The organism is Lysobacter sp. CCNWLW3 (assembly GCF_036697405.1).
In the GTDB taxonomy this organism is placed as follows: Bacteria; Pseudomonadota; Gammaproteobacteria; order Xanthomonadales; family Xanthomonadaceae; genus Lysobacter.
Map to the genome: position 1 here is coordinate 136630 of NZ_JBAHWA010000008.1, position 13747 is coordinate 150376.

Here is a 13747-nt window from a genome sequence, read left to right on the forward strand (position 1 = left end):
GACCTATATGACCACCTGGCACATGGATAGTTCGTGAAGATCGAAGTTAATAATTTGTTGGATTCAGGACCGATTCATTCTGCCAAACCCAGCAACGACGGGCTTTCCCGATTATTAATGCGCTTCGTCCCAATTATCGCCGACCCCGCTGTCGACGACGAGCGGCACCCTCAGCTCGGCCGCCGCGGACATCATCCCCCCGGCCTGGGCGATCAGGGTGTCGACGAAGCCGGCCTGGGTCTCGAACACCAGTTCGTCGTGCACCTGCAGGATCATCCGGGCCTGGCCGCCCTGCCCGGCCAGCCAGGCGTCGATGGCGATCATGGCGCGCTTGATGATGTCGGCCGCGGTGCCCTGCATCGGCGCGTTGATCGCGGCGCGCTCGGCGCCCGCGCGCAGGCCCTGGTTGGAGGCCTTGATGTTCTCCAGGTACAGACGGCGCCCGAACACGGTCTCGACGTAGCCGCGCTCGCGCGCTTCCTGGCGGGTGCGCTCCATGAAGTCGCGCACGCCCGGGTAGCGGCTGAAGTACAGGGCGATGTAGTCCTGGGCCTCGCCGCGGCCAATGCCGAGCTGGCGCGCCAGGCCGAAGGCGCTCATGCCGTACATGAGGCCGAAGTTGATCGCCTTGGCGGCGCGGCGCTCGTTGCCGCTGACCTCGTCCATGGGCTTGCCGAACACCTCCGCCGCGGTCGCGCGGTGGATGTCGGCACCTGAGGCGAACGCGCGCAGCAGGCCTTCGTCCTCGGACAGGTGGGCCATGATGCGCAGTTCGATCTGCGAATAGTCGCAAGCGACCAGCTTGCAGCCTTGCGGGGCGACGAAGGCGCGGCGGATGCGGCGGCCGTCCTCGGTGCGGATCGGAATGTTCTGCAGGTTGGGGTCGCTGGACGCCAGCCGCCCGGTGGCCGCGCCGGCCTGGTGGTAGCTGGTGTGGACGCGGCCGGTGTCGGGATTGACGATCTCCGACAGCTTGTCGGTGTAGGTGCTGCGCAGCTTCGCCAGGCCGCGGTACTCCAGGATGATGCGCGGCAGCTCGTGCTGGTCGGCGATCGCCTCCAGCGCCTCTTCGTTGGTGCTGGGCTGGCCGGTGGGCGTCTTGATCAACGCCGGCAGCTTGAGCTCGTCGAACAGCAGGGCCTGCAACTGCTTGGGCGAATCCAGGTTGAAGGTGCGCCCGGCCAGCTCGGTGGCTTTCTGCTGGGCGGCGAGCATGCGCTTGCCCAGGTCCTGCGATTGCCGGCGCAACTCGTCGGCGTCGATCATCACGCCGTTGGCCTCGATGCGCTCCAGCACCGGCACCAGCGGGATCTCGATCTCGCGGTAGACGCGCTCCAGCGCGGGCTCGGCCGCCAGCCGGGCGCCCAACACGCGGTGCAGGCGCAGGGTCACGTCGGCGTCCTCGGCGGCGTAGCGGGTGGCGTCGTCCAGCGCGACCTGCGAGAACGAGATCGCCTTGGCGCCCTTGCCGGTCACGTCGGCGTACTTGACGGTGTCGTAGCCCAGATAGCGCTTGGCCAGCGAATCCATGTCGTGGCGGCTGGCGGTGGCGTTGTAGACGAAGCTCTCCAGCATGGTGTCGTCGGCATAGCCGGCGACGTCGATGCCGTGGCGGCGCAGCACGTGCAGGTCGTACTTGCCGTGCTGGCCGAGTTTGCGCCGGGCCGGGTCGGCGAACACCGGGCGCAGCGCGTCGCGCACCGCATCCAGCGCCAGCTGCGCGGGCACGCCCGGGTAATCGTGACCGACCGGGACGTACCAGGCGCGGCCGGGCTCGATCGCGAAGCTCAGGCCGACCAGGCGCGCGCGCATCGGGTCCAGCGAATCGGTCTCGCAATCGAAGGCGAATTCGCCGGCGCCGCGCAGCGCGGCGACCAGGGCCTCGAGCTGGGCCGGCTCGACGACGGTCTCGTACTCGCCCTTGACCGCGAGCGCGGCGTCGGGCGCTTCCGCGGACGCGGACGAGCGCGCATGCCCGGCCGCGGTCGCGCGCAGGCCGGCACGGTCGGCGGCGAGTTCGTTCTCGGCGCTGCCGGCGCCGCCTTCCAGCTCGCGCAGGGCCTGCTTGAAGCCGTAACGCGCGTACAGCCGGCGCAGGTCCTCGGCGTGGCGCTCGCGCAGCGCCAGTTCGGCCGGGCCGCGCTCCAGGCTCACGTCGGTCTTGATCGTCGCCAGCTGGCGGTTCAGCGGCAGGCGCGGCAGCGCGGTGCGCAGGTTCTCGCCGATCTTGCCCTTGATCTGGTCGGCGTGCGCGATCACCCCGTCCAGGCTGTCGTACTCGGCCAGCCACTTGGCCGCGGTCTTGGGGCCGCACTTCTCGACGCCGGGGATGTTGTCGACGCTGTCGCCCATCAGCGACAGCAGGTCGATCACCTGGTTGGGGCGCACGCCGAACTTGGCGATCACGCTGTCGTCGGAATCCATGCGGCTGCCGGTCATGGTGTTGACCAGGGCCACGCCCGGGCGCACCAGCTGGGCGAAGTCCTTGTCGCCGGTGGAGATGGTGACGTCGATGCCGTCGCCGGCGGCGCGCAGCGCCAGGGTGCCGATCACGTCGTCGGCCTCGACGCCGTCGATGCGCAGGATCGGAATGCCCAGGGCCTCGACGATCTCGCACATCGGCAGCACCTGCGCGCGCAGGTCCTCGGGCATCGGCGGGCGATTGGCCTTGTACTGCGGGTCCAGATCGTCGCGGAAGGTCTTGCCGGGCGCGTCGACCACGAAGGCCACGTAGTCCGGGCGTTCGTTCAAGGTCGCGCGCAGCATGTTGACCACGCCGAACAGGGCGCCGGTGGGTTCGCCGGCGTCGTTGCTCAGCGGCGGCAAGGCATGGAAGGCGCGGTAGAGATAGCTGGAGCCATCGATCAGGACGAGTCTTTTCATGCGGGCGATTCTACGCCCGCCGGTCGCGCCTGCCGCGAATGCTGAGGCTGACGTCGGAAAGGAGCGCGGAAATCCTCGTTTCGTGGCGATCCGGATTGCATCCCACAACCCCGCCTTCCTCCGGAAGGCCGCCCCCTTAACGTAAGGGGGCTCTTGTTCCGCTGCTTCGATGCGGCCGCTTCACGGGCCCCGGGGGTATGCTGACGGCCTGGATTCCGGAGAACCGCCATGCGCACCCTCACCGCATCGCTCGCCCTGTTGCTGCTCGCTCCCCTGGCCGGCTGCGCCACGATGGGCGGCGGCGACCCCACCGCAGACCTGAGCAATCCCGAGGTCACCCGCCGCGCCACCCAGGACGGCGACAGCGTCGAAGAATACCGCGTCGCCGGCCAGCTGCGCGTGGTCAAGATCACGCCGTTGCGCGGGCCGGTCTACTACCTGGTCGACAGCGACGGCGACGGTACCCTGGACAGCAGCAAGGGCGAAGGCCCGATCTCGCCGGTGCAGTACAAGCTCTTCAGCTGGTAAGGACCGACGCGCCCATGTCCGAACACACGATCCGCGTCCTGCGCGGCGAAGACGAGTTGCGCGCGGTCTGGCCGCTGGTGTCGCAGCTGCGGCCCGAATTCGACGAGGAGCGTTTCCTCGCCCAGATCCAGCGCCAGATCGCCCAGGGTTGCCGGGTCAGCGTGCTGTTCGACGCCGGCGGCACGCCGCGCGCGTTCGCGTGCTGGCGGGTGATGGAGATGCTCGCGGTCGGCCTGCACGTCTACGTCGACGATCTGGTCACCGACCAGACCGTGCGCAGCCGCGGCCATGGCAAGGCCATGCTGGATTGGCTCAAGGCCGAGGCCCGGCGCCTGGGCTGCGCGCGCCTGCAGCTGGATTCGGGCACCCAGCGCCGCGACGCGCATGCCTTCTATCTGCGCGAAGGGCTGCGCATCGAGGCTTTCCATTTCGGGATCGCGCTGGGCGAATAGTCCCGTCGCGATGCGACTCGTCGCGCGCGCGCATGCCGGCTCCGGCGCATCGATGCAGGGGCGCGCAAGCCCACCTGCTCAAGCCGATTGCAAGTTGGCTGCCGCCTTTCCGTGCCGGCGGCGCGGGTTCCGGCCGCGCCCGCGCGGGCCGCGTTGCCGTTCGTCGCGGTCTTGATGCCGTTCTGGAATGGCGCGCACAAACGGCTTTGCCTCATCGGCCCTTTTGGCCCGGGCGCTTGCGTTAAACCTAGCGTGCCGGCGTGGAACCGGTCGCGCCGGTCCGGCCTAGAAGGCCGGTTCCGATGTCCAACATGGAGGTTTACCGATGCTTAGTCTCAAGCCGCGCAGCTTGTCTGCGCTGATCGCCCTTGCGCTGATCGCACCCGCCGCCAACGCGGCCCCGACCTGCCCAGCCAACGTCCTCGCCCAGCCGAAGACCAACCAGCTGTATGTGCTGTACCCCACCGTCGTCACGCCGTTCCCGTCCATCGGTCCGTCGACGTCGGCGGCGCCATTCAACGTCGCCGACCTGGACCCGGTCGTGGGCAGCACCACGACGCTGCGCAATCGCATCAGCGATTTCGTCATCGACGACTACTGCGAGTTCAACGTCAAGGTCAATCCGGTCACCACCCTGCCCAGCCCGACGGAACCGCGTTGGCAGATCGTGGCGGTCGGCTCCGACACCGCCGGCAGCCTGTTCGGCCAGGCCCAGGCCGTGGACACCAACGACGCCGATCCGCAGGACTACGCCCGGGTCTGGGCGAAATCGTTCAAGGACACCTACGGCGCGGCCGGGCAACCGCTCAACGGCATCGGCTCGACCCTGGAGCGCTGGTCCACCGCGATCGGCACCACGACCTCGCACGAAGCCGCGCACAACTACGGCGCCGCGCACGGCCACTCCGCGCCGCGACCGACCGAGGACGCGCAGAACTGGCACATCATGGCCACCGGTTCGACCGGCCTGACCGGCGAAATGCGGGCCTCGCGCAACCGCCACTTCAGCGACACCGAGTACGAGATCCTCGGCCACAACGTCGGCCTCAACACCAAGACCCTGCACAACTGGGACTTCGTCAATCCCAACAACACCAACGCCAACAAGATGCGCATCAAGCTGCTCAGCACCAGCAACAGCCTGAGCATCAACTGGTGGTACAACGGCTCGGAAAGCCCCTGGCAGAACCCGACGGTGAGCTACACCGGCGGCACCCAGAACTTCCAGGGCAACGTCTATTACGTGCACAACCTGGACTTCGCCACCGCCAAGCCCTGGAGCGGGCCGACCGCAGGCGTGGTGATGCCGGCCGCGCCCTTCCATACCGGCGCCAGCTTCGCCGGCGGCGCCAGCGTGATCGTGTTCGACGTGCAGCTGTTCAACGGCGCCACCCTGCTGCCGTTGGCGCCGCGCCTGGCCGGTTACGACGCCGGCGACATCGACTTCGCCACCGGCGCGTTCAATCTGAACTTCTTCAACACCAACCCCGCCGCCGGCGCGCTGGAGTTGTCGGAAGTGCAGATCTTCCGTTCGCCGCGCATGCTCGACATCTCGGCGATGATGCGCGACGGCCGCCCGGTCGACGTGCGCGGGCAGCCGGTGGAGTTCTTCTCCAGCAGCGTGATCCGCAAGCAGACCGTGGCCGATCGCCTGCAGGTGCCGCTGGGCAAGCTCACCGATCCGCGCACCGTGGACATCGTCTACAAGCCCGAGGACTGCCCGCAGGGCGCCAAGGGCGCGTCCAGGCAGGGGCCGGGCGACCACGCCTCGGGCGAGATCCGCTACTGCCACAAGGGCAATGCGCTGAGCCTGTTCCCGAACACCTACACCTACCTGGTCGCGAACGTGATCGAACCCAATGCGACCTATTGGGATCCGAGCCTGCGCAAGTTCGTGCAAGGACCTCAGCAGAACACCATCTACTACCAGGTGGGCGGCGTGGTGCCGGACCTCAACCGCAACGGCCAGGACGATCTGATCGATATCCGCACCGGCGTGTCCAAGGACGAGGACCGCAACGGCGTGCCGGACGAGGCCCGACCGGAGCAGTGAGGGTTTGACCAGCGTTGCGATGCGATCGGCCCCTACCGATGGCATCGCAACCATTCACCGACAGACCGGCTTCACCCCTTCTCCCGCTCGCGGGAGAAGGGGTCCGAAGCGCGGATGAGGGCGTGCGTCGCGCAGACGACGGCGCGAGATCGTTAGCCTGCGAGCCCTCACCCCAACCCCTCTCCCATGCACGGGAGAGGGGCTCTTTCCAGCGCTGCGATGCCTGAAGGCGCAGGCGGGCGCAGAGCATCGCGGCCTGTGCTGCTCCCGCGGATGTGCGCGAGCTTGCATCCCCGCGGCGGCACGCGGACGCGGCTCGCAGGACCGCTACTCCATCACGCCGGCTGCAGGTTCGCGTACGCCAGCACCAACCACTTGCTGCCGGCCTCGTCGAAGTTGATCTGCACGCGCGCGTGCGCGCCGCTGCCTTCGTAATCGGTCACGGTGCCGACGCCGAAGCTGGCGTGGCGCACCTGCGCGCCCAGCTTGACCGGCGGCGCCTCGATCGCGGCATGGCCGTAGTCGCGGCGCGGCTGGTTGCCGAACACCGGCCGCGAGACCTGCACCTTGGGCCGCACCTCGTGCAGCAGCGACGGCGGTATCTCGCGCAGGAAGCGCGAGGGCACCCCGAACATGTCCATGCCGTGGATGCGGCGGGTCTCGGCGTAGCTGAGCACCAGCTTCTGGCGCGCGCGGGTGATGCCCACGTAGGCCAAGCGGCGCTCCTCTTCCAGGCGCCCGGATTCCTCGGTGGAGCGGTTGCTGGGAAACAGGCCCTCTTCCAGGCCGCCCAGGAACACCAGCGGGAACTCCAGGCCCTTGGCGCTGTGCAGGGTCATCAGCTGCACGCCGTCGTCACCGGCCTGGGCCTGGCCTTCGCCGGCCTCGAGCGCGGCGTAGCTGAGGAAGGCGATCAGCTCCGGCATCGCCGCGGCGTCGTCTTCGTCGCTGCGGGTGAAGCGCGAGGCCACCGAGACCAGCTCGTCCAGGTTGTCGGTGCGCGAATCGAGCTGGCCGCGCGACTCGTTGGCGTAGTGCTCGCGCAGGCCCGAACGCTGCAGCACGTGGTCGATCTTCTCCGGCAGCGGCATCGTGCCCAGCCCGGCCTCGAGTTCGTCGATCAGCTTGATGAAGCCCGCCAGCGCGTTGCGCGCGCGCGCCGCCAGCAGGGTTTCCTCGGTCATCCAGCGCGCCGCGACCCACAGCGGCGCGCCGTCGGCGCGCGCGCGCTTGCGCACCTCGTCCAGGGTGCGTTCGCCGATGCCGCGGGTGGGCGTGTTGACCGCGCGCTCGAAGGCGGCGTCGTCGGCGCGGTTGGCGACCAGGCGCAGGTAGGCCAGGGTGTCCTTGATTTCGGCGCGCTCGAAGAAGCGCTGGCCGCCGTAGACGCGGTAGGGCACCTGTTCGGACAGCAGCGCTTCTTCGTAGGCGCGCGATTGCGCGTTGCTGCGGTACAGGATGGCGACGTCGCCGTGGCTGCCGCCGTCGCGCACCCACTGGCGCAGGCGCTCGACCACGAAGCGGGCCTCGTCCATTTCGTTGTAGGCCGCATACAGGTCGATCGGCTCGCCCTGGCCGGTGTCGGTCCACAGCTTCTTGCCCAGGCGGTCGGGGTTGTGCGCGATCACCGCGTTGGCGGCTTCCAGGATGTTGGCGCTGGAGCGGTAGTTCTGCTCCAGGCGGATGGTCTGGGCGCCGGGGAAGTCGCGCAGGAAACGCTGCACGTTCTCGACCTTGGCGCCACGCCAACCGTAGATGGCCTGGTCGTCGTCGCCGACCACGAACACGTGGCCGCTGTCGCCGGCCAGCACGCGCACGAAGGCGTACTGGATGGCGTTGGTGTCCTGGAACTCGTCGACCAGGATTTCGCGGAAGCGGTGGCGGTAGTGCGCGAGCAGGGCCGGGTTGTCGCGCAGCAGCTCGTGCGCGCGCAGCAGCAGCTCGGCGAAGTCGACCAGGCCGGCGCGTTCGCAGCGCTCCTGGTAGGCCTCATAGGCACGCCGCATGGCGTCGGCCCAGGGGTCGGCGGCCGGCTGGATGTGCTCGGGGCGGCGGCCTTCGTCCTTCTGGGCGTTGATCCACCAGGCGATCTGGCGCGGCGGGAAGCGCGCCTCGTCCAGTTCCAGCGACTGCACCACGCGCTTGACCAGGCGCAGTTGGTCGTCGCTGTCCAGCACCTGGAAGCCCTCGGGCAGCTTGGCGTCCTGCCAGTGCAGGCGCAGCAGGCGGTGGGCCAGGCCGTGGAAGGTGCCGATCCACATGCCGCGCGCGCCGTTGCGCAGCTGCAGCTCGACGCGGTTGCGCATCTCGCCGGCGGCCTTGTTGGTGAAGGTCACCGCCAGGATCCCGTGGGTGGGCACGCCGAAGACTTCGTTGAGCCAGGCGATGCGGTGGGTGAGGACGCGGGTTTTGCCCGAGCCGGCGCCGGCCAGGACCAGATAGTGGCCGGGGGCGGCCGATACGGCTTCGCGTTGGGCGGGATTGAGTGCGTCGAGCAGGTGCGATACGTCCATCGTCGTATTGTAGCGGCCGCACCCGCGGGAACCTTGCTCGGGCCTGGACATCCAATGCGCATGCGCCCTCTGCCCTCGCTGCTGCTGACCTTGTGCGCGCTCGCCCTGGCGGGCCCGCCGGCGCGCGCCGACGGCGATGCCGGCGCCGCGCGCACCCTGCGCAGCGGCGCCAATGCGCTGCAGGTGAGCGTGGAAGGCGTGTCCGACCCCGAGCGCGCGGCGCTGCTGCAGCGCTGGCTGGCCGAATGCGCGGACGCGGCCCTGACCGCGTTCGGGCGCTATCCGCTGCGCAACGCGCAGGTGCGGATCCGCGAGATCGACAGCCGCGATCCCAGCCCGGTGCCCTGGGGCCAGACCCGGCGCGACGACGGCGTGGCGGTGCTGCTGTACGTGCGCCGCGACGCCAGCCTGGCCCAGCTGCGCGGCGACTGGACCGCGGTGCACGAGCTCTCGCACCTGTTCCATCCCTATCTGGGCCGCGAGGGCCGCTGGATGGCCGAGGGCCTGGCCAGCTACTACCAGAACGTGCTGCGCGCGCGCGCCGGCCTGCTCAGCCAGGACCAGGCCTGGCGCGCGCTCGACGCCGGTTTCGGCCGCGGCCGCCGGCTGGGCCCGGGCGCGCCGCTGGAGGCGCTGGGCCGCGGCGGCACCATGCGCGTGTACTGGGCCGGCGCGGCCTATTGGCTGGAAGCGGACCTGGCGCTGCGCCGCGAACACGGACTGGATCTGGACACGGTGCTATCGCGCTACGCGCGTTGCTGCCTGGACGCGGCGGATGCGGATGCGGACGCGGTGTCGCCGCGGGACTTCGCGGCCGAGCTGGATCGCCTGGGCGGCGACGGCGTATTCCTGCGCCTGTACCGGCGCTATGCCAGCTCGCGCGAGTTTCCGGACCTGGGCGTCGCCTACGCCGAGCTGGGCCTGGAAGCCGACGCCGGCGGCCTGGGCTACTCGCCGCGCGCCGATGCGCAGAAATTGCGCAACGCCATCATGGGTTCGCGCAAGGCGGCGCATTGACCGCGCCGACCCGGTTCGGCGCATCGGCGCGCGCGGCGGTGCCCACGTCGGGGCACCGATGCTAGATTGCGACGGTAGACGCGTTAGGCCATGGATTCGGCAGAGACGCCGCTGCCTGCCGGAATTCTCCGCACTCGCACAGCGGCATCGGACAAGGAGTCTTACAGATGCACAAGATCATGCTCGGCGCGGCGATCGCGTTGCTCGGCCTGGGAATGAGCTCCAGCGCGAATGCCTGGCCGCCGCCGACCGCTACCTGCGACGCCTCCAACGCCGGCTCGCAGACCTCCACCCAGTTCGGCTCCGGCTATATCGTCTGGGAATGCGACGGCACCCAGTGGTATTTCCTGCTGCAGTACGTCTGCGACTCCAACGGCAACAACTGCATCCCGCTGTGACGCAGCGGCGGACGCAGGGGCTCGCGCCCCTGCGTCTTTGCCGCGCCGCGCGCTAGCGCCCGCTCCGTTCCGGAAGGCCGGCCTTGGGGCTCAATGCGCCGGCTTGGCCTTAGGCGCGTGCGACATCAGCTTGTCGGTCATCGCGATGCCGATCGCCGAGACGATGAAGACCATGTGGATGATGGTCTGCCACATCACGCCGGTCGAGGTCGAGGTGGTGCACTTGGCGACCACGTCCTTCATCCCGGCGGCCACCGCGTCGGCGGCGGCGCGGCTGGCGTTGATCGCCTCCACCGTGTTGCACATCGGCAGGCCCAGGTCGCCGGCCGCGATGAAGGTCTTGAGCAGGTGGATCGAGGAGATGCCGATGATCGCCATCGCCAGCTTGACCTTGAGCACCGAGGCGTTGACGTGGCTCAGCCACTCCGGCTGGTCCGGATGGCCTTCCAGCCGCAGGCGCGAGACGAAGGTTTCGTAGCCGCCGACGATCACCATCACCAGCAGGTTGGAGATCATGACCACGTCGATCAGGCCCAGCACGATCAGCATGATGCCCTGCTCGTTCAAGGTGTTGGCGCCGTGGATCAGGTGCCACAGTTCCTTGACGAACAAGAACACGTAGACGCCTTGGGCGACGATCAGGCCCAGGTACAGCGGCAGCTGCAGCCAGCGCGAGCTGAAGATCAGCGCGGGCAGCGGATTAAGGCGTTCGGTACGCTCGACGGTCATGCGATGGCCTGGCGGGCTGGTATTTAAGGCCGTCCAGGGTAACGGCGCGGCCATGACCGCGCCAAGTCGCCGCCTGAACGAAGCGCCGCGCGGCGCGGCGCGGCCACGCCGCCGGAACGGGCCGTTCTCCGCCTGCCGGGACCGCCGCCCGGCGCTGCGCTTACACTCGCCCTTCGTCCCAGCGCGACCCACCCATGATCGACCTGTATTACTGGCCCACGCCCAACGGCCACAAGATCACCCTGTTGTTGGAAGAAGCGGGCCTGGACTACCGCATCCGCCCGGTCGACATCGGCGCCGGCGACCAGTTCAAACCCGAATTCCTGGCGATCTCGCCCAACAACCGCATGCCCGCGATCGTCGACCACGCGCCCGCCGACGGCGGCGAGCCGGTCAGCGCCGCTCCCATCAGTGTGTTCGAGTCCGGCGCGATCCTGCATTACCTCGCCGCCAAGATCGGCAAATTCCTGCCCGCCGATACGCGCGGCCGGGTCGAGGTCGACGAATGGCTGTTCTGGCAGGTCGGCGGCTACGGCCCGATGCTGGGCCAGAACCACCACTTCAACCGCTACGCGCCGGACAAGATCCCCTACGCGATCGAACGCTACCAGCGCGAGACCCAACGCCTGTACGGCGTGCTCGACCGCCGCCTGGCCGGGCGCGACTACCTCGCCGGCGGCGCGCTCAGCATCGCCGACTTCGCCTGCCACCCCTGGGCGCATGCGCACGCCTGGCACTACATCGACCTGGCCGACTACCCGCAGGTACAGCGCTGGCACGATGCGCTGGCCGCCCGTCCCGCGTTCCAGCGCGCCTATGCCTTGGAACAGACCTACCGTCCGTCTCGCGAGATGACCGACGAGATGCGCAAGAACCTGTTCGGAACCCCGGCCCGCACCGCATGAATACTCCCCTCCTCCGCCGCGGCCTCGCCGCCAGCCTGTTGCTCGCCATGTCGCTCGCCGCCGCCCCCGCCCTGTCGCAGAACGCCCCCGAAAAACTCACCCTCGAAGCCCTGGCCGGCGACGCGCCGTTGTCGGGCCCCAGCCTGACCAAGCCGCGCATCGCGCCCGACGGCAGTCGGGTCGGCTTCCTGCGCGGCAAGGAGCGCGACAAGAACCGCCTGGACCTGTGGGCCTACGACATCGCCAGCGGCAAGTCCCAGCTGCTGGTGGATTCCGACGACGTGCTGCCCGGCGCGGAGGTGCTCAGCGACGCCGAGAAGGCGCGCCGCGAGCGCCAGCGCATCGCCGCGCTGTCGGGCATCGTCGACTACCAGTGGTCGCCCGACGCCAAGACCCTGCTGTTCCCGCTCGGCGGCGAGCTCTACCTCTACGACCTGGGCAAGACCGGCAAGGCCGCGGTGCGCAAGCTCACCCACGGCGAAGGCTTCGCCACCGATCCCAAGCTCTCGCCGATGGGCGGCTACGTCAGCTTCGTGCGCGACCGCAACCTGTGGGTGATCGACCTGGCCGACGGCAAGGCCACCCAGCTCACCCGCGACGGCAGCGACACCATCGGCAACGGCATCGCCGAATTCGTCGCCGACGAAGAGATGGACCGCCACACCGGCTACTGGTGGGCGCCGGACGACAGTGCGATCGCCTTCGCGCGCATCGACGAAAGCCCGGTGCCGGTGCAGAAGCGCTACGAGGTCTACCCCGACCGCACCGACGTGGTCGAGCAGCGCTATCCGGCCGCGGGCGACCGCAACGTGCTGATCCAGCTCGGCGTGATCGGGCCTAGGGGCGGACAGCCGCGCTGGATCGACCTGGGCAAGAACCCCGACATCTACCTGGCCCGCGTCGACTGGCGCGACCCGCAGCACCTGAGCTTCCAGCGCCAATCGCGCGACCAGCACCTGCTGGAACTGATCGAAGCCGACCTCGACAGCGGCAAGCAGCGCGTGCTGGTGACCGAGCGCGCCAAGACCTGGGTGCCGCTCAACAACGACCTGCACTTCCTCAAGGACGGCCGCATCCTGTGGAACAGCGAGCGCAGCGGCTACGAGCACCTGTACCTGCTGTCCGCCGACGGCCGCAAGGCCACGCCGCTGACCTCCGGCGACTGGCCGGTGGACAGCGTACTGGCGGTGGACGAGGACGCCGGCCAGGTCTACTTCGCCGCCGGCAAGGATTCGCCGCTGGACGTGCAGATCTACCGCGTGGCCCTGAGCGGCGGCGCGATCGAACGCTTGTCCAAGACCGACGGCAGCCACAGCGCCAACTTCGCCCGTAACGCCAGCGTCTACGTCGACAACTGGTCAAACCCGCTCACGCCGCCGCAACTGGAGCTGTTCCGCAACGACGGCAGCCGCATCGCCTCGCTGATCGACAACGACCTCACCGACGCCCAGCACCCTTACGCGCGCTACCGCCAGGCCCATCGCGAGATCGAGTTCGGCACCTTGACCGCGGCCGACGGCAAGACCCGCCTGCAGTACAGTGTGCTCAAGCCTTCCGGTTTCGATCCGGGCAAGCGCTACCCGGTGGTGGTCAACGTCTACGGCGGCCCGGCTGCGCAGACCGTGAAACGCTACTGGTCGCCGGACTTCAATCAGTATCTGGCCCAGCACGGCTACGTGGTGTTCTCGATCGACAACCGCGGCACTCCGCGCCGTGGCGCGGCCTTCGGCGGCGCGCTGTACGGCAAGCAGGGCACGGTGGAAGTCGCCGACCAGCTCAAGGGCGTGGCCTGGCTGAAGTCGCAGCCCTGGGTCGACGGCGAGCGCATCGGCGTCTATGGCTGGTCCAACGGCGGCTACATGACCCTGATGCTGCTGGCCCAGGCCAGCGATGCCTACGCCTGCGGCGTGGCCGGCGCGCCCGTCACCGACTGGGCCCTGTACGATACTCACTACACCGAGCGCTACATGGGCCTGCCCGACCAGAACGTCGCCGGCTACCGCGAAGCGCGCGTGCTGGAGCACATCGACGGGCTCAAGTCCAAGCTGCTGCTGATCCACGGCATGGCCGACGACAACGTGCTGTTCAGCAACTCCACTGTACTGATGAGCGCGCTGCAGCAACGCGGCCAGCCCTTCGAGCTGATGACCTACCCGGGCGCCAAGCACGGCCTCAAGGGCAAGGACAACCTGCACCGGCTGCGCATCACCGAGGACTTCTTCGCGCGCTGCCTGAAGCCGTGAGCGCGGCGGCGCGGCGATCGTGGCGA

The 13747-nt window shown here is 69.0% G+C and carries 10 protein-coding genes; 7 read left to right on the forward strand and 3 right to left on the reverse strand.

Annotated features, from left to right (window positions below; translation table 11 throughout):
• Positions 1-114: 114 nt before the first annotated feature.
• Positions 115-2883, reverse strand: coding sequence for a DNA polymerase I (gene polA / locus V1318_RS14365; RefSeq protein ID WP_332940391.1), 2769 nt, complete (start codon positions 2881-2883; stop codon positions 115-117).
• 228 nt (positions 2884-3111) lie between these two features.
• On the opposite strand from polA, the gene V1318_RS14370 reads away from it, so the two are divergent.
• The 3 genes from V1318_RS14370 (at position 3112) to V1318_RS14380 (ending at position 5916) form a co-directional block, all read left to right on the forward strand.
• Positions 3112-3411: a DUF2782 domain-containing protein gene (locus V1318_RS14370; RefSeq protein ID WP_091637299.1), complete on the forward strand. Its 300-nt coding sequence runs from the start codon at positions 3112-3114 to the stop codon at positions 3409-3411.
• 14 nt (positions 3412-3425) lie between these two features.
• Positions 3426-3863: a GNAT family N-acetyltransferase gene (locus V1318_RS14375; protein WP_332940393.1), complete on the forward strand. Its 438-nt coding sequence runs from the start codon at positions 3426-3428 to the stop codon at positions 3861-3863.
• Between the two features lie 325 nt (positions 3864-4188).
• On the forward strand, positions 4189-5916 hold the full coding sequence (locus tag V1318_RS14380) for a hypothetical protein (RefSeq protein ID WP_332940394.1): 1728 nt from the start codon (positions 4189-4191) through the stop codon (positions 5914-5916).
• A 335-nt stretch (positions 5917-6251) separates the two neighbouring features.
• Here the strand turns inward: V1318_RS14380 and uvrD are convergent, their stop codons facing one another.
• The gene (gene uvrD, locus V1318_RS14385) at positions 6252-8429 is read right to left on the reverse strand and encodes a DNA helicase II (RefSeq protein ID WP_332940395.1); all 2178 of its coding nucleotides are present in this window, start codon (positions 8427-8429) and stop codon (positions 6252-6254) included.
• Positions 8430-8489: 60 nt separating this feature from the next.
• Between uvrD and V1318_RS14390 the strand changes: the two genes are divergently transcribed.
• The gene (locus V1318_RS14390) at positions 8490-9446 is read left to right on the forward strand and encodes a hypothetical protein (protein ID WP_332940396.1); all 957 of its coding nucleotides are present in this window, start codon (positions 8490-8492) and stop codon (positions 9444-9446) included.
• Positions 9447-9613: 167 nt separating this feature from the next.
• Complete coding sequence (locus tag V1318_RS14395; RefSeq protein ID WP_332940397.1) at positions 9614-9844, forward strand: hypothetical protein; 231 nt, start codon at positions 9614-9616, stop codon at positions 9842-9844.
• 90 nt (positions 9845-9934) lie between these two features.
• On the opposite strand, the gene V1318_RS14400 is transcribed toward V1318_RS14395, so the two are convergent.
• Positions 9935-10573, reverse strand: coding sequence for a TIGR00645 family protein (locus V1318_RS14400; protein WP_332940399.1), 639 nt, complete (start codon positions 10571-10573; stop codon positions 9935-9937).
• A gap of 194 nt (positions 10574-10767) precedes the next feature.
• Here V1318_RS14400 and V1318_RS14405 point away from each other — a divergent pair, with 194 nt between their 5' ends.
• Positions 10768-11478 (forward strand): glutathione binding-like protein, encoded by a 711-nt coding sequence (locus tag V1318_RS14405; protein ID WP_332940400.1) that lies wholly within the window; start codon positions 10768-10770, stop codon positions 11476-11478.
• A gap of 47 nt (positions 11479-11525) precedes the next feature.
• Complete coding sequence (locus tag V1318_RS14410; RefSeq protein ID WP_332940450.1) at positions 11526-13721, forward strand: S9 family peptidase; 2196 nt, start codon at positions 11526-11528, stop codon at positions 13719-13721.
• The last annotated feature ends 26 nt before the right edge of the window (positions 13722-13747 follow it).